The 17,976-nt window shown below is 64.7% G+C and carries 15 protein-coding genes; 7 read left to right on the top strand and 8 right to left on the bottom strand.

Translation table 11 applies throughout. The annotated features are described in order from the left end of the window. Positions 1 to 124: 124 nt before the first annotated feature. The 4 genes from WBP07_RS24640 to WBP07_RS24625 all read right to left on the bottom strand — a co-directional run bounded on the left by WBP07_RS24640 (position 125) and on the right by WBP07_RS24625 (position 3,313). Positions 125 to 1,963 (bottom strand): DUF885 domain-containing protein, encoded by a 1,839-nt coding sequence (locus WBP07_RS24640; RefSeq protein ID WP_395397718.1) that lies wholly within the window; start codon positions 1,961 to 1,963, stop codon positions 125 to 127. A 171-nt stretch (positions 1,964 to 2,134) separates the two neighbouring features. Beyond that, positions 2,135 to 2,362 (bottom strand): hypothetical protein, encoded by a 228-nt coding sequence (locus WBP07_RS24635; RefSeq protein ID WP_395397717.1) that lies wholly within the window; start codon positions 2,360 to 2,362, stop codon positions 2,135 to 2,137. Between the two features lie 49 nt (positions 2,363 to 2,411). Further along, the gene (locus tag WBP07_RS24630) at positions 2,412 to 2,816 is read right to left on the bottom strand and encodes a VOC family protein (protein ID WP_395397716.1); all 405 of its coding nucleotides are present in this window, start codon (positions 2,814 to 2,816) and stop codon (positions 2,412 to 2,414) included. Beyond that, on the bottom strand, positions 2,813 to 3,313 hold the full coding sequence (locus WBP07_RS24625; protein WP_395397715.1) for a helix-turn-helix transcriptional regulator: 501 nt from the start codon (positions 3,311 to 3,313) through the stop codon (positions 2,813 to 2,815). The genes WBP07_RS24630 and WBP07_RS24625 overlap by 4 nt, the downstream gene beginning before the upstream one ends. Positions 3,314 to 3,570: 257 nt before the next feature. Here WBP07_RS24625 and WBP07_RS24620 point away from each other — a divergent pair, with 257 nt between their 5' ends. Genes WBP07_RS24620 through WBP07_RS24610 form a run of 3 tightly spaced genes read left to right on the top strand, consistent with a single transcriptional unit; the run spans position 3,571 to position 10,083 of the window. After that, entirely contained in the window at positions 3,571 to 6,441 is a 2,871-nt protein-coding gene (locus WBP07_RS24620; RefSeq protein ID WP_395397714.1) for a TonB-dependent receptor plug domain-containing protein, read from the top strand. 8 nt (positions 6,442 to 6,449) lie between these two features. Further along, positions 6,450 to 7,832 (top strand): alpha/beta hydrolase family protein, encoded by a 1,383-nt coding sequence (locus tag WBP07_RS24615; protein ID WP_395397713.1) that lies wholly within the window; start codon positions 6,450 to 6,452, stop codon positions 7,830 to 7,832. 22 nt (positions 7,833 to 7,854) lie between these two features. Then, the gene (locus tag WBP07_RS24610) at positions 7,855 to 10,083 is read left to right on the top strand and encodes a carboxylesterase family protein (RefSeq protein ID WP_395397712.1); all 2,229 of its coding nucleotides are present in this window, start codon (positions 7,855 to 7,857) and stop codon (positions 10,081 to 10,083) included. Positions 10,084 to 10,113: 30 nt separating this feature from the next. Here the strand turns inward: WBP07_RS24610 and WBP07_RS24605 are convergent, their stop codons facing one another. From WBP07_RS24605 to WBP07_RS24595, 3 genes are read right to left on the bottom strand one after another with little or no spacing between them, the layout of a single operon-like run. Continuing rightward, positions 10,114 to 11,499: a PepSY domain-containing protein gene (locus WBP07_RS24605; protein WP_395397711.1), complete on the bottom strand. Its 1,386-nt coding sequence runs from the start codon at positions 11,497 to 11,499 to the stop codon at positions 10,114 to 10,116. Then, the gene (locus WBP07_RS24600; RefSeq protein ID WP_395398239.1) at positions 11,496 to 12,077 is read right to left on the bottom strand and encodes a hypothetical protein; all 582 of its coding nucleotides are present in this window, start codon (positions 12,075 to 12,077) and stop codon (positions 11,496 to 11,498) included. The genes WBP07_RS24605 and WBP07_RS24600 overlap by 4 nt, the downstream gene beginning before the upstream one ends. Continuing rightward, the gene (locus tag WBP07_RS24595) at positions 12,071 to 14,356 is read right to left on the bottom strand and encodes a TonB-dependent receptor (protein WP_395397710.1); all 2,286 of its coding nucleotides are present in this window, start codon (positions 14,354 to 14,356) and stop codon (positions 12,071 to 12,073) included. Before WBP07_RS24595 ends, WBP07_RS24600 begins: the two co-directional genes overlap by 7 nt. A gap of 318 nt (positions 14,357 to 14,674) precedes the next feature. Between WBP07_RS24595 and WBP07_RS24590 the strand changes: the two genes are divergently transcribed. After that, entirely contained in the window at positions 14,675 to 15,571 is an 897-nt protein-coding gene (locus WBP07_RS24590) for a RimK family alpha-L-glutamate ligase (RefSeq protein ID WP_395397709.1), read from the top strand. A gap of 68 nt (positions 15,572 to 15,639) precedes the next feature. Beyond that, the gene (locus WBP07_RS24585) at positions 15,640 to 15,855 is read left to right on the top strand and encodes a DUF6434 domain-containing protein (RefSeq protein WP_395397708.1); all 216 of its coding nucleotides are present in this window, start codon (positions 15,640 to 15,642) and stop codon (positions 15,853 to 15,855) included. An 81-nt stretch (positions 15,856 to 15,936) separates the two neighbouring features. Here WBP07_RS24585 and WBP07_RS24580 read toward each other — a convergent pair whose 3' ends face one another. Next, positions 15,937 to 16,935, bottom strand: coding sequence for a rod shape-determining protein (locus WBP07_RS24580; protein WP_395397707.1), 999 nt, complete (start codon positions 16,933 to 16,935; stop codon positions 15,937 to 15,939). A 266-nt stretch (positions 16,936 to 17,201) separates the two neighbouring features. Between WBP07_RS24580 and rnk the strand changes: the two genes are divergently transcribed. Together rnk and WBP07_RS24570 are read left to right on the top strand one after the other, a co-directional pair. Beyond that, the gene (rnk, locus tag WBP07_RS24575; protein WP_395397706.1) at positions 17,202 to 17,651 is read left to right on the top strand and encodes a nucleoside diphosphate kinase regulator; all 450 of its coding nucleotides are present in this window, start codon (positions 17,202 to 17,204) and stop codon (positions 17,649 to 17,651) included. After that, positions 17,648 to 17,968 carry an Lrp/AsnC ligand binding domain-containing protein gene (locus WBP07_RS24570; RefSeq protein WP_395397705.1) on the top strand — a complete coding sequence of 107 codons (321 nt, stop codon included), beginning with the start codon at positions 17,648 to 17,650 and terminating at the stop codon, positions 17,966 to 17,968. The genes rnk and WBP07_RS24570 overlap by 4 nt, the downstream gene beginning before the upstream one ends. Positions 17,969 to 17,976: the final 8 nt, after the last annotated feature.

The following is a 17,976-nucleotide window of genomic DNA, read 5'->3' as shown; positions in this document are numbered from 1 at the left end:
TCATCGACGTATGGGCGATTGTAACCGATCGGATCGCAGAATGCAGGTCATTCCCGCGATCATGGCCGGCGGCAATCTTCCGATCACCGGCCGGCCAGTTACCTTCCTGTTCAGCGCACTCCGGTCAGGTTGCGGATGACTTTCGTGTGGAGATCCAGTCGTCCACGACCCGCTCAAGCACCGTCAACGGCATGCCGCCGCCGGCAAGCGCCGTGTCGTGGAACCCTCGGATATCGAAGCGGTCGCCGAGTGCGGTTCGGGCCTTTTCGCGCAGGCGTATCCATTCGTTGTGCCCGACCTTGTAGGCGCAGGCCTGGCCCGGCCAGCTGCAGTAGCGATCGACCTCGGACGTCGCTCCGCCTTCGGCCCGGCCGGTGTTGGCGATGAAATAGCGGATCGCCTGTTCACGGCTCCAGCCCTTCGAGTGGATGCCGGTGTCGACCACCAGGCGCACCGCGCGGAAGAGCAGGCTCTGGTAGAAGCCCACGCGACCCAGCGGGTCGTTCTCATAAGCGCCCAGCTCGTCGGCCAGTTGTTCGGCATAGAGGCCCCAGCCTTCGGAATAGCTGGAGAAGAACAGCAGGTTCATAAGCTTGGGCGCGGCCGGGCTTTCCTGCTGAAGTGCGATCTGCAGGTGATGCCCCGGGATCGCCTCATGATAAGTCAGCGTGGGCAGGCCGAACTTGGGCCAATTGGCGGTGTCGGTCAGGTTGATCCAGTAGATGCCCGGGCGCGTGCCATCGAGGCTGGGCGGGTTGTAGTAGCCTTGCGATGCGCCTTCCTGGATCTCTGGCGGGACGCGCTTGATCTGGACGCCGGACTTGGGCAGGCGGCCGAAAGCCTTGGGCAGCAGGGCCTGCATGGCGGCCATCTGCTCGTTCAGATGCGCGACCAGTTCCACTTTGGCGGCATCCGTGTTGGGATAGACATTGGCCGGGTTGGCGATCAGCGCGGCCATGCGCTCGCCAACGGTCCCCTGGGTGAAGCCTTGGGACTTCAGCAATGCGTCCGAATGGGCCGTGAGGTCGGCAACCTGCTCCAGCCCGATGCGGTGGATCTCGTCGGCGGAGAGGTGGGTGGTGGTGATGTAGTTCAGGCTGTTGGCGTAGTATTGCGCACCCTGCGGCAGTCGCGACACCGATGCGTCATGGCCGGCCTTGGGCTGGATCGCCTTCAGGGCATCGTTCTGGCGCTGCAGAGCCGGATAAACTCGCTCGGCCACCAGCTTCTGGGCCCGCGCGCCCCAGTCGCCGGGAATCGCCTGCTCGTGCGTGCGGCGAACGATCGACTGCACCAGCGTGGATTCGCCGGCAGCCGTGCCCAGCATTCCCGACTGGAGGCCGATCGTCTTCTGCAGGATGAAGTCGGGCGGGATGACGCCAAGGCCGAAATCCTCACGCATCCGGTCGGTCTCGGCGTCCAGCACATCGGCGAACTCGTTCAGGCGCGAGACGTAGGCCTCGGCATCGGCTGCCGTCTTGATGGTATGCTGGTTGTCGAGGAAATCCCCCGTATTCAGATAGGCGCCGCCCCCCTGGCTGACGCGATAGACCTGCGGCCATCCGCCTTGTCCGTAGGGGATGGCGTAAGTCCGGATGACGGCATCGAGGTTCGCCGCGATCGTGTCGTAATAGATCGCGTCCTGCGCCCCCAGCGAGGCGCGGTTGACCGTACCAAGCTGCGCCCGCGCCGTGCGGACGAGGTTGCGTTTCTTTTCCTCTTGCTCGCGCGTGGCGATGGTCAGGTGGGACTTCAGGCCGGCGCGTGCGCCGGTATCCAGGCCCAGCTGCGTTGCCGTTTCGGGCGAGGCATCGACCTGGGCGTTGAAATACTTGTCCATGAAGGCGGCAAGGGCGGGATTGGAACCGGCCGGCGACGCGGATGCGCGTGCAAGTACAGGGCCGGCGGCAACGGCGGCAGCGCCTGCCGATGCAGAGGAAAGAAAATGGCGACGGTCGATCATGGAAGCTCCGACGATGATTTTTATGGCCGGAACCTACGCCATGGCCGCAAGTAAATGCAATTGGCGCGAAATGTGCCCTTTGCCCTGGCGATCTGGGGAGGGGAGCGGCAGCGAAGTGCACGCCGCCGTTCCCGCTCCACACATCAAGGATCAGCCCGGCTGCGTCTCGGACTATCGCAGCTTTTTTTCACCAGCCGGGGCACGCCTTTCGGAGAACATCGGCCGAAAGAACAGGAACAGGCCGCTCAGCAGCAGTAGCGTCAGCGGGGGTAGCGGAGCATATACGATCAGGGCCGGGGGCGTCCCCAGCGCCATGGCCGCAAAATTGGCCAGAATGGTGAGGGTCAGAACTATTCCCAACCAGCGGTGGGCTTGTCGGATCAGGCCCTGGGCAATCATGGTAACCTCCTTCGAACAGCAGCCAGGATGGAATGCGGCACATCGCCGGTCAGCGCGCCTGCACCAGTTTCCAGCCATTGCCCGAAGGGTCTCGAAAGCTCGCGTCGACCGAACCGTAGCGCGCGATCGGCTCTTGCGTGAATTCGACGCCGCGGCCGTGCATGGTTTCGTACGTGGCCTGGCAATCGTCGACCATCAGGACAAGCGGCGGCATCGCACCCTTGGCGACCGCTTCCAGCAGGCCTTTCGCGGTAGCGGCATCGACTGTCGGCGCTTCGGGCCGGAAAAGGCCCAGCTGGAATTCGGGCTGGTCCGGATGCTGGACCGTCAGCCACCGATAATCGCCGTTTCGCGCATCGGTGTGGACACGAAATCCAAGCCTTTCGACATAGAACTGAAGCGCCTCATCCTGGTCATGGACGTATAGGCCGACGATTTGAACACCTTGCATCATGGATCCTCCTTATGGGCGGTCCGGTCCTTATCCCGTCTGTCGAAGCGTCGCTTCTCCGAAACTGCCATTCTGAGGTCGGGGCGCTGCGATGCGCGCACGAAGCAGTGCGGCACTTGATCCAGATCGCCGGGCGTGAGTTGCAGCCGCTTTCTCAGCTCGCTCGGGCTCTCCCCGGTAACGTCGCGAAACGTCCGGCCGAAGGTGCCAAGGCTGTTCCACCCGACCTGCAAGGCGATTTCGGTGACCGGAAGGTTCGTGTCCCGCAGCAGCGCCGCCGCGCGTTCGACGCGGCGCGTCAGCAGATAGCGGTGCGGAGGAATGCCGAAAGCGTCCCGAAAGGTCCGCGCGAAGTAAGCCTCCGAAGTGCCACTGATCCGGGCCAGTTGCGATACCGACCATTCTTTTTGAGGCGCGCCGTCCATCCGATCCTTCGCACGCAGCAGGCGGCGAAGCAGCTTCAGGTCTCGATCCGATGCGGGCGTGGCCTGCATGGCCATCGCATACTCTCCCACTATTTCCGGAGAAGCTGATGCCGAAGCGGCTTGAGGTTCGCAAGCGGGAGAGGCGGGATCCAAGGCGGCTGGCGGCGGCACCTGCATCGCGCCATGCCTGCCGCGCGCAATGCTGATCTTATTCACCGCCGCCCAAAACTGATATGCGGATATTCCCGGAGCCATGCGATTAGGCTCACGAACGATCGGGTAATGACGTGCGGCAAGCACGGACCGCGAACGATATCTTGGGAAGGATCGCAATGAAGACCGGAATTTTGGCGTGCAACCTGCTGCTCGGCGCAAGCGTCTTCGGGCTGGCGGTTCCTGCCTGCGCGCAATCCACCGATGCGCCTGCGGCCGATACCGCCGCCGTTGCACCCGCTGAAGCCGCTCCTTCCGCGCCGGACATCATCGTCACCGGTTCGCGCGTTATCCGCAATGGGTCGGCAAGCCCGACGCCGCTGACCACGATCTCCACCGACGCGCTGATGGCCGCCGCGCCTTCCGGCTCGATCTCGGATGCGCTGAACCAGCTTCCGGTGTTCTCCGGATCGCGCAACTCGTTCAGCAATCCCGGTTCCAACGCCACCGGCGTGCAGGGCGGCAATGGCGCCGCCAACGTGCTGAACTTGCGCAATCTTGGCGCCACGCGCACGCTGGTGCTGTTCGACGGGCACCGCATTCCGCCCACGCTCTACAACTCCTCCGTCGACGTTGACCTGATCCCGCAGGAGCTGATCCGCAGTGTGGACGTGGTGACCGGCGGTGTTTCGGCGGTCTATGGTTCGGACGCCGTATCGGGCGTGGTGAACTACGTCCTCAACCGCAATTTCAATGGCTTTCAGGCCCATGCCGAAGCCGGCATCTCGCAGCATGGCGATGCCGCCAACCGCGATATCGGCGGCGCTTTCGGCTTCAATGTCGGATCGCGCGGGCATTTCGAGGCGAGCGTCCAGCACCGCGAGAACGAGGGTATCCTGAACCGCGCCTATGACCGCAGCTGGGATGACCTTGCCGCAGTTCAGGGCGGTGGCACGGCGGCCAATCCCTACTATCTCGCGACCAATGTTCATCTGAGCAACTATGCGTTCGGCGGCTATGTCACACCGCTCAGCGCTTCGAACCCGGGGCTTTTCGCCGGGCAGTTCTTCGGTGCCAACGGCGTGTTGAGCAAATTCAACACCGGCACCGCCTCCGGATCCTCCTGCTGCCAGATCGGCGGTGACGGTGCCTATCAGAACAGCTCGATGATCTCGCCCTTCCGGGGCACGCAGTTGTTCGGCCGCTTCGATTACGATCTGACCGACGACATCCACGTCTATGTCCAGGGCGCGGCGAACCTGAAGAAGAACACGTCCTACACCGGTTGGAACCAGCTTGCCGGCCTAACCTTCAGCACGTCCAACGCATTCCTCTCGCAAGACTATCAGGACGCCTTCGCCGCCGCCGGCCAGTCGACCTTCAAGATGAACGAGATCTGGTCCGGAGCACCGCGGATCGAGGCGCTTTCGAAGACGCGCCAGATCTACGTGAACGCCGGGATCGAGGGCAAGCTGGGCGGGTTCGACTGGAACGCCACTTATACCCACGGCAATTCGCGTCTGAAGACCACGATCAGCAACCTGCCCAACGCCCAGCGCCTTGCCGCCGCGCTGGATGCGGTGGTGGATCCTTCGACCGGCAACGTGGTCTGCCAGGCCAGCCTGACGAACTCCGCCTATTCGAACTGCGTCCCGCTCAACCTGTTCGGCCCCACGGCGAGCAATCAGGCTGCGCAGGACTATGTGCTGGGCAGCGTGGACTTCCTGACGCACACCAAGATGGACGCAGCGGACGCATCGATCAGCGGCTCGGCTTTCGACACCTGGGCCGGCCCGGTCAACGTCGCCCTCTCGGCCGAATGGCGCAAGCTGTCGTTCGATGCGTCGAGCACCACCACGGCAACCGACTTCGCGGACTGCACCGGCCTGCGCTACAACTGCACGTCCACGACCACGCTTTACCCGACCACCTTCCCGAACAGCGACACCGTTTCGCAGAGCGTGAAGGAAGCCGCGATCGAAGTGGAAGTGCCGCTGGTGAAGGACGTGTCCTTCGTCAAGTCGCTCGCCCTCAATGGCGCCGCACGCTACACCGATTACAGCACCAGCGGCAGCTACGTGACCTGGAAGGTCGGCGGCGTCTGGGAAGTGAACGACGATCTGAAGTTCCGCGGCACCGTATCGCGCGATATCCGCGCACCTACGCTCTATGACCTGTTCCAGCCGGAAACCGTGGTGACCGGGTCCTTCGTGGACACACTGACCGGGGCGACCGTCTATGTGCCGTCGATCAACAACGGCAATCCGGACCTGAAGGCGGAAGTGGGCCACACCTACACTTTCGGTACCGTCTACAAGCCGCATTTCGTGCCGGGTCTGACGCTGACCGTCGATTACTACCACACGGTGGTGGATGACGCGATCACCACCGTTCAGGGCTTCAACGCGGCAATCCAGAATGCCTGCTACACCAGCAACGGCACTTCGCCCTATTGCGATCTGATCGCGCGCGATGCCTCCGGCAATGTCACCGCGTTCTACATCAAGCCGCAGAACATTTCGAAAGTCCGCACCTGGGGCATCGACGGCGAACTGGACTACAACACCGCGCTGGCCGGCCGCCCGCTGGGCCTGCGCCTGCTGGTGAACTATCAGCCGCACATCTATTACGAGCAGCCCGGCATCGCCACCATCGATCAGGGCGGCGCCGGTTGGGGCCTCAACGGCCTGATGCCCAGCCCCAGCGTCCAGATCGCCGGTTTCCTGAGCTACAAGGTGACCGACAAGGTCAAGGTCGACCTGTTCGAACACTATCGCAACCGGTTCCGCCGCAGCGGCGTGGCCAGCCAGGTCTGGCTCGATCCCTACGTGAAGAGCTATGCGACCACCAACCTGACGGTGACGTTCGACACGGGATCGGCGCTGAAGATTTCCAACAGCTCGTTCTACGTCAGCGTTTCGAACCTGTTCAACGCCAAGCCGCCGCTTAGCGGTTACTACAGCGGCACGACGTCTGCCGGGCAGTCCTACGAATTCTCGGACGATCCGACCGGCCGCGCCTTCCTTGTCGGCTTCCGCATCAAGGGCTGAGGCATACGATGACGAGCCGCAAGGCCGCGCTCGCCGCCGCGCTGGTGCTGCTGGGTTTCCAGCAGTCACCGGCGCGGGCTGAAACGCCTCGGTCGCCCTCGGCCGAAAGTGCCGCGATCCGCACGACATTCGTGCAACTCGCGCGCGGCGTGCCCGGTGTGCTTTACGAACCGACCACGCCCGGCCCCAAGGCCGAAACGGCCGTGTTCGTGATGCATTCCTCGGCCGATTACCTGAGCTTTTCGGCCTGTAGCGAGCTGTCTCGGCGCGGATATCGCGTGCTCTGCGCCAACAACAGCACCAGCAAGTCCGGCGCGTCGAACGATGGCATGCTCGATCAGGTGCTCCTGGAAGCCAAGGCGGGCATCGCTTGGTTGCGCGGCCGGCCGGACATCAAGCATGTCGTACTGCTGGGCCACAGCGGCGGCGGCACGGTGATGAGCGCCTACCAGTATATCGCCGAAAGCGGCGTGAAGGCCTGCCAGTCGAGCGAAAAGATCTGGAAATGCCCCGATAGCCTGGCGGCCTTGCCGCTAGCCGATGGCCTGATGCTGATCGATTCCAACTGGGGGTTGGGCGCAATGACGCTGTTCAGCATCGACCCCGCCGTCAGGGACGAGGCAAGCGGCACAGCGCTCGATGCCAAGCTGGACATGTACAATCCGGCCAATGGCTTCCGGCCCACCGGATCCACTTACCCCGCGGTTTTCACCAAGGCCTTCCTTGCGGCGGAGGGTGCGCGCGGCAATGCCCTGATCGCCCGCGCCGAGAGTGAACTTGGCGGGATCGAGGCCGGCAAAGGTCCTTACGCGGACGATGCCCCTTTCGTGGTGCCCGGCGCGATCCTGCTGGGCAGCAACAACAAGCTGTTCTCGCAGGACGTGGCGCTGATGGCGCATACGCGCAAGGCATGGCCGCTGCTCCATTCGGGCGGCCGGATGACCAACGAAGTGGTCCACACCGTGCGCGTCCCGCAGAACACGCGCAGCCAGACGCCGTCGCTGATGCAGGGCGCACTGAAGACGACGGTGCGCAACTACCTCAATTCCTACGCCATCCGCACCGCACCCGACTTCGGCTATGACGAGACTTCGGTGCACGGCGTCGATTGGACGTCCACCTACGCCAGCCCTCCCGGCAATGTTCAGGGCGTCTCCGCGCCGCTGCTGGTGATGGGCATGACCGGCCACTGGGAATACCTTGCCAGCGAAACGATCTACGAACTGGCGCATAGCCGTGACAAGTCGATCGCCTTCGTCGAAGGGGCGACGCACATGTACGACACCTGCAAGGAATGCGAACGCCAGCCCGGCGAATTCGGCGATACCCAGAAAACGACCTACGACTACATCGACACCTGGCTGAGCAAGCCGGGCCGGTTCGCGCAATAAGAATGACGAGAGGGAAGTGAAGATGCCTGCGAAGTTCGGCCGCCGCGCCATTCTTGCCACTGGAATGGCGGCCTTGGCCTACGCGGGCGCGGCTTCGTCGCAGACGATGCCGGTGAGCATCGGCCATGACCTGCAATTGCTGGTCTCAGCCGTGCCCGCCAAGGGCGGCCGCACGCTGGAGGTGAGCAGCCCGAGTTTCGCCAAGGGCGGCGACATTCCGCTGGCCAGCACGCAATATGGCGAGAACCGCTTCCCGGGGCTGGCGTGGACGGCCGGGCCGAAGGGCACGCGCAGCTACGTCGTCGTCGTGCAGGGGATGCTGGGGCAAGACGGCGCCGCCGAAGCAGGCACGAGCATCCACCTCGTTCTCTATAACCTCCCGGCCGGCATCACCTCGCTGCCTGCCGGCATGACCCAGTTACCACAAGGCGCGGCTTATGGGCCCAACGTCCACGGCCCCGCCGCCGCTTATGCCGGGCCGCATACGCATGACGCCAGCCGCCATGCCTATCACGCGCAAGTCTTCGCGCTCGACACCACCTTGGGCAATGCCGCATCGACGAACTTCGACGCGCTGAAAAAGGCGATGGCGGGTCATGTGCTGGCATCGGGCGATCTTGTCGGTTTCGCCTCCAAGCCCGCCTCCACGGCAGCCAGCACGCCGATCAAGATCGAAACCGGTCTGCTGACCGGCGCAGCGGGGCGCGATCCGGGCGTGGCGGTCTACAAGGGCATCCCCTATGCCGCGCCGCCGGTCGGCCCGTTGCGCTGGAAAGCGCCTGCTGCGCCGCTGGCATGGGACGGCGTGCGCAAGGCCGACGCTTTCGGTGCCGCCTGCCCGCAACCGGGTGGAGAAATGGCACGCGGCATGACGCAGAGCGAGGATTGCCTGACGCTCAACGTCTGGACCGGCGCAGCGCCCGCCAGCGGAGAGAAGCGCCCGGTCTACGTCTGGATCTATGGCGGCGGCTTCATTGGCGGCACCGGCGCGAGCCCCGAATTCGATGGCGAGGGGCTGGCGAAGAAGGGCGTCGTCGTCGTCACCTTCAATTACCGCGTCGGCGTTCTGGGCTTTCTCGCCACGCCCGAACTGAGCAGGGAATCCGGCCATGCCGCCTCCGGCAACTACGGGTTGATGGACGATATCGCCGCGCTGCAATGGGTTCAGCGCAATATCGCGGCGTTCGGCGGCGATCCCAGCAAGGTGACCATCGGCGGACAATCCGCGGGCGCGGGTTCCGTCGGCTTCCTGTCGATGTCGCCGCTCGCCAAGGGCCTGTTCCGCGCGGGTATCGCCGAGAGCCATGCCCGCTATCCACGCGATACGGAGCTGCGCTATCTCTCGGTATCGTGGCGGCCGCTCGCCACGGCGGAGCAGGCGGGTGAGAAATACGCCGCTGAGCATGGCGCCAAGTCGCTGGCCGACCTGCGCGCGATGCCCTGGCAGAAGCTGATCGAGGGCAGCGCCACGATCGACAGCGGCGTCGAGACCGGCAGCGACGGCAAGCCGCCGCTGTTCCGCCCGGTGGTGGACGGTTGGGTGATCCCGCAGTCCTACTGGGATACCTACCAGTCCGGAACGCAGAACCAGGTCGCTTACGTTGCAGGCAACAACAAGGACGAAACCGGCGCGGTGCCGGAAACCGCCTTCGCCGGCCTGCGCGCCAGCAAGGTGCCGCCGCGCGCCGGCATGCCGCAGACCAGCGTGACGGTCGCGCAGTTCCAGGCCTCCGCCCGGCGCAAGTTCGGCCCGCTGGCGGACGAGTTCCTGAAGCTCTACCCCGCTGCCAGCGACGAGGAAGCGGCGCTTCAGAACAATGCCTCTGCGCGCGACAACTCGCGGATTTCGACCTGGCTGTGGGGTACGCTGTGGCGCAAGGGCAATGGCTTGCCGCTGCACACCTACTTCTGGACCCATGCCCAGCCGGGCCCATCGCACGACACGCGCGGCGCTTTCCACGGCTCCGAAATCCCCTACGCCTTCAACAGCCTGGACGCGGTGAACCTGCCGTGGACGGCGGAGGACCGCCGGATTGCCGAGACGATGTCGTCCTACTGGGCGAACATCATCAAGACCGGCGATCCCAACGGCGCGGGCCCGAACGGCACCGACCTGCCCGAATGGCCCGCCTACAGCACTCAGATTCCGCAAGTGATGGAACTGGGCGACCGGTTCGCGCCGATCCCGGTCGCCTCGCCCGAGAAGATCGATTTCTGGAAGCGGTTCTACGCCACCCAGAAGGCCTGGTAATCGAAGCCCCTGACACTTGCCGTGCGGCCATCAACCGATGAGCGCACGCCCGGCATAGAGCAGGACCGTAACCGCAAGCACAGCCAGCAGCGCCAGCCGGCCCATGCGTCCCAGACGCGCGCCGGTAACCCTGCCGGCCAGTGCCGCGCTTGCGATCGAAACTACGGTCAGCGTCAACCAGGCGGCAACGAGCGGTGCGTTCGGCATGAAGAAGGCAAGGATCGAGGTAAGCGCCAGAACCAGTGGTTGACCCCAGCAGACGGCCGCCCAGATCCGTTCCCACTGCGGCGCCGGCCTGCCACGGTCGCGGCGGCGGGCGAGCCAGATCGTCACCCCGCTCGACGTGACGACGCATAGCGCCAGGCCAAGCAGGCCGTAGGCGATCCGCACCGGCAGGCCGCCGAACCAGCCGAAGTGAATCTGGCCGATACCGCCCAGCACGCGGGTTCCCACCACCATGTCCTGCGGATGCTCTTCGCGGATCGTCTTGCCCTGTGCATCGAACTGCACTTCGTCCTGCGGGACCAGCAGTCGCGCCTGACGGCCGTGGACGGTAATGCGCATATCCGCGCGGCCCGGTCGTTCGACCATGATGCTGTCCAGCGACGTGCCCGGCATGCGGGCACTTGCCTGCCCGATCAGCGCCGCAAGGTCCGGCATCGGCACCGCCCGCGCATCGACCGGCGGCGGCGGATCGAGGAACAGCGCGTAGACCTTGTCCATCTCCCCCCGATAGAGAAGCAGGGCCAGCACCGCGACGATCAGCGTGCTGAGGCCCAGCAAGGCACCGGTAAGCGCCAGCGTGAAGTGGAAGGGCAGCGCCCAGACGCCCAGCCGGTTGTGCAGGTCTGCTTCTTGCAACCGGCGCGATCCGCCAAGGCGCAAGTGGAAGGCATCGCGCACCACACGCGGATGGGCAAGAATGCCCGAAACCAGCGAAGACAGCAGCGCCACGCCGGTCAGCCCGACGATGAAGCCGCCCCAGCTGCGCGGCAGATGCAGGCAGATGTGCAGGTAGATCAGGAACTCGGTCCAGACCGCATCCATGGGCGAAAGCGCGCCGTCTTCCGCGACGGCCCAGTTCCGTTCGAAATCCGGTTTGTAGGCGACCAACGTGGCGCCTTCCTTGGCGGGGCTGGGCATCGTCAGGTAGAGCGAGGCGTCGGCCGGAACCTGCCTTGCGGCCGCATTCAGGGCGCGGGCGGCGGCTTCGTTCGACACTTGCCGCGCCACCGGCGTGCCGGGAACTTCCAGCCGCTGAAGATCGGGCGCAAAGACGGCGATCGTGCCGGTCAGGCAGACGAGGTAGATCACGGCCGCAAAGGCCAGCCCCAACACCGAATGGCTGCTGAGCACGGAGCGGACCGTCTCGGGCGAGATCGGCCAGCGCCACTGCTTCTTGCGGGTATTGCTCATGCCGTGCCTCCCAGAACGATGCCGCCCAGCACGGCAAGGCCGAAGCCGACAAGGCTGGTGCCCACCAGCACGGCAGTCGCGCGCAGCAGGCGGCGGTCGGCCAGCGTCCATGTCATGGCAAGTCCCCACAGCACCGGCATCAGTAAACCGCCGGTCACGATCCGCGTGCGCGGGTCACCCGGCATATAGACGGTCACGCAGAAGGCGACCGCCATCGCCGCCGTCATGCCCAGCGGCCCCGCCAACAGCGTACGCAGCACCCCGCGCCAGAGGCGGCCGGGTTCCTCAAGCGGCTCCGGCGCGGTCTCGGCTTCGCGGGCGCGGGCGGCCTTGCGGCGGATGCGGCCCTGCCAGACCACGCAAAGCGCGCCGATGCCTTGCGCAACCAGCGCGATCGCAAGGCCTTTCACCGGCCCGATCAGCCAGGCGGCGGCGGCCGTCAGGCCAATCAACACGGCCCATCCGCCCGCCAACAGGCCCGGCGCGGCCTTGTCGCGCCGCAGCCAGGATGCGCGGAGGAGGGCCGCCCCCAGCGCGCCCCCCGCCAGCAGCACCAGGATGGGCAGCCAGATCACCAGTGCACCCCGGCACCGATGCCGAAGGTCTGCGGCTCACCCAGGATCGCCTGATGGATCGCGGCGTATTCGTACTGCTTGTACTTCTCGTTGAAGAGGTTGCGCACGAACAGGAACACCTGCCAGTTCTCGGTCTCGTAACCCAGCTTCCCGTTGACCACGGTGCGGGCGGAGACCTTGTACTGGTTCTGATCCTGCCCAACGCCGGTGAACACCGAAGTGCGGTAGTTGGCGTTGAGGTTGGCCGTGAAGCCGCCGGCGAAGTTGGCGTTCACGCCGCCGGCCAGCGTCCATCGCGGGGCATAGGGGAACTGGGTGCCCTGAAGGTCCACCGTGCTGGTGGCGCCGGTGGGCAGGTCGAAATCGTCGAACTTCGTGCGGACGTGGCCGACCGAGGCATAGAGGTCGATCCCGTGCGCGACATTCGCATTGGCTTCCAGCTCGAACCCGTAAAGGTGCGAACCGGCGGCATTGACGGTGTTGTAGTCATAGGCGTTCAGCCCGAAGTAGGCGGTGACCTGCTGGTCCTTCCACTTCATGTAGAAGACGTTGGCGTTGATCACCAGCTTGCCGTCCAGCCACTTGGACCGCAGCGAGCCTTCGTAGTTCCAGCTGTATTCGGGATCGTAGGCCACCAGTTCGGCGCGCGCCGGATTCTGGCTGGACCCGCCCGAGCGGTAGGCGCGCTGCACGGTGAAGGCGGTGGTGATGTCCGGCGTCCAGTCCATGCTCACGCCCAGCTTGGGCAGGAAGGCATTGAACGTGCGGCTGTTGGACGCCAGCGGAGAAGACGCATCGTCCACCAGGCCGAGCACACCCTGGTTGATCAGGCCGATGATCGGCGCATAGGCGGTGCCCAGGAAGTTCACGTTAGGCAATGTGCCGTTGAAGGCCGCCACGGTCTCTGCCGCGTAGCGGTTGCGCTCATGATCGAAGCGGAAGCCGCCGATCAGCGTCAGGCGGTCGGTCACCTTCAGGCGGCCATCGCCGAACAGCGCCATCGTCTCCACCTTTTCGGGCTGATTGGCGTTGTAGAGCACAGGAATGACCGGCAGCTGCGCGGCATAGGCATTGGAAATGAACTGCGCCTGCGCGGTGGTGGCGCCATTGGCTTGCAGCAGCGCGGCGATCGTCGAGGTGGGCGTTGCGATGTTGACGCGGCTGTTCTGCTCGATCTGGCCGGTACGGCGATAGTACCAGGCGCCCAGCAACCCGCTCAGCTTTTCGCTATCGAAATTGAGGCGCAGTTCCTGCGTCAGCGTCTTGTAGAGGTAGCGGTTGTCGATCGCCTGGATATCTTCCGCCGTGCCGTCTGTATCGACCTGCGAATGGACCTTGGAGCTGTTCCACGAGGTCACGCTGGACAGCTTGAGCTGGTCGGACAGCGGATAGCTCAGCTTGAAGACGGCAATGTCGCTGTCGATCTTGCCGCTGCTGGGCTGGTCGCCGGTGGAGATCCGGTGATCGTAGTAATCCGGCACGTCGGTGCGCGAATATTCGTAGAGATAGCCGCCGTCGCGGCGGACGCGGTTGTAGCTGGCGATCGCTTCCAGGCCGGGCAGGGCGCTGGGCGTCCACAGGACCTTGCCACGCAGGTTGAGCGACTTCAGCGCATCGTCATAGCCGCCGCGCGTGACGTTGCGGATCAGGCCGCGATCGTTGCGACGTTCGGCGGAAAGGCGGATGCCCAGTTCGTCGGCAATGATCGGCCCGCCGATGGCGGCCGAGAACGTGCGGTCGTCATGTTCGCTCCAGAGCACGCGGGCATCGCCGGTCCAGCGGTCCAGCGTGGGATCCTTGGTGGTGATCACCACGCCGCCGGCCAGCGCGTTCAGCCCCTGGATGGTCGACTGCGGGCCGCGCAGCACTTCCACCTGCTGAACGTCCCACATGTCGGTCGGGCCGCCATAGAGCGCCCATTTGGGGATCGGCGCGCCATCGACATAGACGCTGGCCGCGTCCGCCTGCCCACCCGCGCCGACGCCGGTATTGGCAACGCCGCGAATGGTGAAGCCTGAGGATCCGTACATCTCGGAAAGGTTCGCGGTACGGTTGTACACGTCCTGGATGGAGATCAGCGTTTCCCGCTGGATCTTTTCGGAGGTGGTGACCGCGATGCTGGTGGGCGTTTGCTGCAGTGTGCGCGTGGACTTTTCACCGGTGACGATGATGTCGCCGGGTGCAGAGGTCTCACCGCCGACGGGCGCGGTCTGCTGGGCATGGGCGGGAACGGCGAGCGCGACAACGGCCGCGCTCGACAGCAGAACGGAAAAACGGATCAATGGAGCCCCCTTGAAATGTCCGCAGGCTCCTAAGATGCTGGCTAATGCGAGTCAATCGCATCATTGCATCAACTCCTTTACATGTCGGGAATTTGTGATGCCGCAGGCTGCCGGATTACCCAGCCTCCGAGTTCGTCGGTAGCCTGCGCAAATGCGCCCGTGATGCATGAAGTTTCGGCGCCGTCCTTTTCGAAGACCACGTCTGACGCGCCATCGCGATGCGGAAGCGTGAGCACCGGTCGGCGAGGAGGCGTCAACGTCGCGAAATTGACTTCAAGGCGCTCTAGTGGGCCTCGATCCACCCTTTGGATCGACATCATGAAATCCTGGATTCTCTACAAGGACTCGGCTGCGGCACTGAAGCCGGAAGCCTATGAAATCAAACGCCTGATCGAAGCCGGCGCCCAGAAGGGCCACGAAATCGGGGTGTTCAAGCCTGAGCAGTTCGAACTGCTGGTCACGGCGCAGAACGAACGCAGCCTGCTGGTCGATGGCAGCGTGGTTCCTTTGCCCGATGTGCTGCTGCCGCGGATGGGGGCGGGCACCACCTACTTCGCGCTTTCCGTCATCCGCCAGTTCGAACGGCTGCGGGTGCCGACTTTCAACACCTCGCTCTCGACCGAGACGGTGCGCGACAAGCTCTTCACACACCAGTTGCTTTCGCGGGCCAAGCTGCCGATTCCCAAGACCATGCTGGCCAAGTTCCCGATCGACGTCGGGCTGGTGGAAAGGGCGCTGGGATTTCCCATCGTGGTCAAGACCCTGAGCGGCACCCAGGGCAGCGGAGTGTTCCTGTGCGAGACGCGCCTGCACTTCGAAGACCTGATGGAACTGATCCGCGCCACCCAGTCGAACGCGAACCTGATCTTCCAGGAGTTCATTTCGGACAGCCGCGGGCGCGACGTACGCATCCTGGTGATCGGTGGGCGCGTGGTGGCGGCCATGGAGCGCACCTCGGTCAACGACAACTTCAAGGCCAATTTCTCGCTGGGCGGAGAGGTGAAGCCCTTCAAGCCCAATCGCGATGCCGAATGGCTGGCGCTTGAAAGCGCGCGCCTGCTGGGCCTAGACATCGCCGGCATCGACCTTCTGTTCGATGGCGAGGGCTTCAAGATCTGCGAGGCCAACAGCTCGCCCGGTTTCGAGGGCATCGAGAAGTGCTGCGAAACCGACATTGCCGCCGAGATTCTGGACTTCATCTCGTTTCGGCTCTGATAGCCATCCGTTTGCGCCGCCTTGATGCGGGTCTACATCGATTTTCGAAGCGGAAAGGCGGGGCAACGGTGTCTGAATTCGACTGGCACGGCGGTGAGATCACGCCGACCACGGCCGTGGATCGGAACTATCGAAACACCCAGAATGTGCGGCGGTTTTTCCTGCGCGAATGCGGCCCGGCCTTCAAATTCGACCGGACCTTCATGGCTTACCTGAAGGACGGGAAGGACAAGACGATGGGCGATGCGGCGAAAGAATGGATCAGCCGCAACGAAGGCGCCTAAGGCCGGGGCTCCGGCCCGGGCCACTTCGCCGATGTAAGGTAGACGGATGGGAGGGCAGGCCGCCGCCTATCCGTCTCATTTTCAGTGCAGCAGCATGGTTTGCAGGCCCCGCGCCACGCATTCGCGCGTATCGGTTGCAGTGCGCACCGAAAGGCCGGTTTCCTTCGCCATGAGCGAGCCCAGCAAGGGCGAAAGCGCGCCGCCGCCAGTCAGGACGATACCGTCCACCAGAATATCGTGGCTGAGTTCCGGCGGCGTTTCGCTGAGCTGTTGGCGCACCGCCTCGATAATCACGCGGAAGTGCTTTTCGGCGACGAGATCCAGTTCCTCGCGCGAAAGCGAAAGGGTGGCCGGCATCTGGGTGCGCAGGCTGCGCCCTCTGACTTCGATCGGCACGGCGCAGTCCCCGCTCTGCGCACGGTCGCTATACTCTTCCATGACGCGTTCGGCGGTCAGGTCGCCGATGAGCAATTTGTGCCGCAGGTGCAGATCGTCGGCGATGGCGCGCGCCAGCGACGCGCCGCCGACACGGACCGAGCGCGTGCCGCAAATGCCGCCAAGGGATATTACCGCCACTTCGCTGGTGCCGGCGCCGCATTCGACGATCATTGTGCCGGCAGGCCGTTCGATGGGAAGCTCTGCGCCGATCGCGGCGGCCAGCGGTTCCGGAACAAGCCGGACGGAGGCCAGCCCGGCGTCGCCCGCCGCCGTAAGCAGTGCGGCCCGTTCGGCCTGCGTGGCATCCGAAGGCACCCCGATCAGGACGCGCGTGCGGCCCAGCCGCGTGCGTCCCACCGCACTGCGCAGCGCATAGCGCAGCATGTGCGTGGCCGCATCGATATCCTGAAGCACGCCGCGGCGCAGCGGGCGCTTGATCCGCATGTGGCTGGGCGTACGATCCACCATCGCCTGCGCATCCTTGCCAGCTGCAAGAAGCTGTTCGGCGCCCCACGGGCCGGTGAAGCAGCACAGCGAAGGCTCATCGAACAAGATGCCCTCTGAGCGGTGGACCACGCGAACATTCGCGGTGCCGAAATCGATCGCGATTTCCGGCTTTCTCAAGGAAAAAATGGGCGACATGGCTGACCCCGTAGCAGTCCGCCCGATGGTTGTCTTCACCTACTCGCCGAAAGGTCCGCGCGCGCCCGGTTTGACGGGCCGGCTTCTTGCGGGCATGCTGGCCGGATGTACGGACGTCTTCGTCTCATCCGGTTTGCCCGTCACGGAGGGCAGCTTCTCGCAGGCATTTAGCCCCGGGTTCGGCGCGCTTGCGCCAGGCCCGGGGGTGTACAGGAAACGTCCGCTGCCGCGTGCAGCGGCCACTCTCTTGCGGGACAGCCAGCATCATGAATACCAGGAAAGCGGCCAAGCGGCCGCCGATCCACCTCATCGACCATGAGGCGGAAACGCTTACCGATCTTGCACTTGCGGCAGAGCATCGCATGCCCGCCGTTGCCGAGCTTCTCCTCCAGGAATTGGGCCGTGCGACGCTGCACGGCGCGGATGCGCTGCCGGCGCGCGTCGTATCGATGAATTGCCTTGTCGAGTTTCTGGACGCGGCGAGCGGGGCCTGCCGGACCGTGCAACTGGTCTACCCGGGCGAGGCGGATATCGCCGCCAATCGGATATCGATCCTCACCCCCGTCGGCGCCGGATTGATCGGTCTGCGGGAGGGGCAATCCATCTCCTGGCCGGACCGCGGCGGTCACGATCGCACGCTTACGATCGTCAAGGTCATGTCGTCCGATGCGCGGCGCGTGGCGGCCACCGAACCCATCGTGGGCGCCGGAACATGACGGGGCCCGACGGCACGATCGACGCAATCGTGGAGGTTTCGCTGCACCCACAGCCCTTCGGTGGTCGCGCCCGTTTCGAACGGGCCGTGCGACGGTGCCCCGAAGTACGCGAATGCCTGCTCATGACCCATGACATGTCCTATCGCCTGCGGGTGCGGACGCGTGGCCCCGAAAGCTTCGAGGTTCTGCGGCGCGATCTGGCGGAAAGGTTGCCCGGCGTGCGGCGCATGCAGGCGAGCTTCGTCCTGCGCGACGTCTGCGACGGTATCGACAGGGCAGAGCAAAGGAAAATCCAGACAGCTTTTGGAAAGGTGTGACGGCCTAT

This window comes from Novosphingobium oxfordense, assembly GCF_044029435.1.
Taxonomy (GTDB): Bacteria; Pseudomonadota; Alphaproteobacteria; order Sphingomonadales; family Sphingomonadaceae; genus Novosphingobium.
The sequence above is the reverse complement of the archived record's forward strand: the minus strand, read 5'-3'. Positions and strand labels throughout refer to the sequence as shown.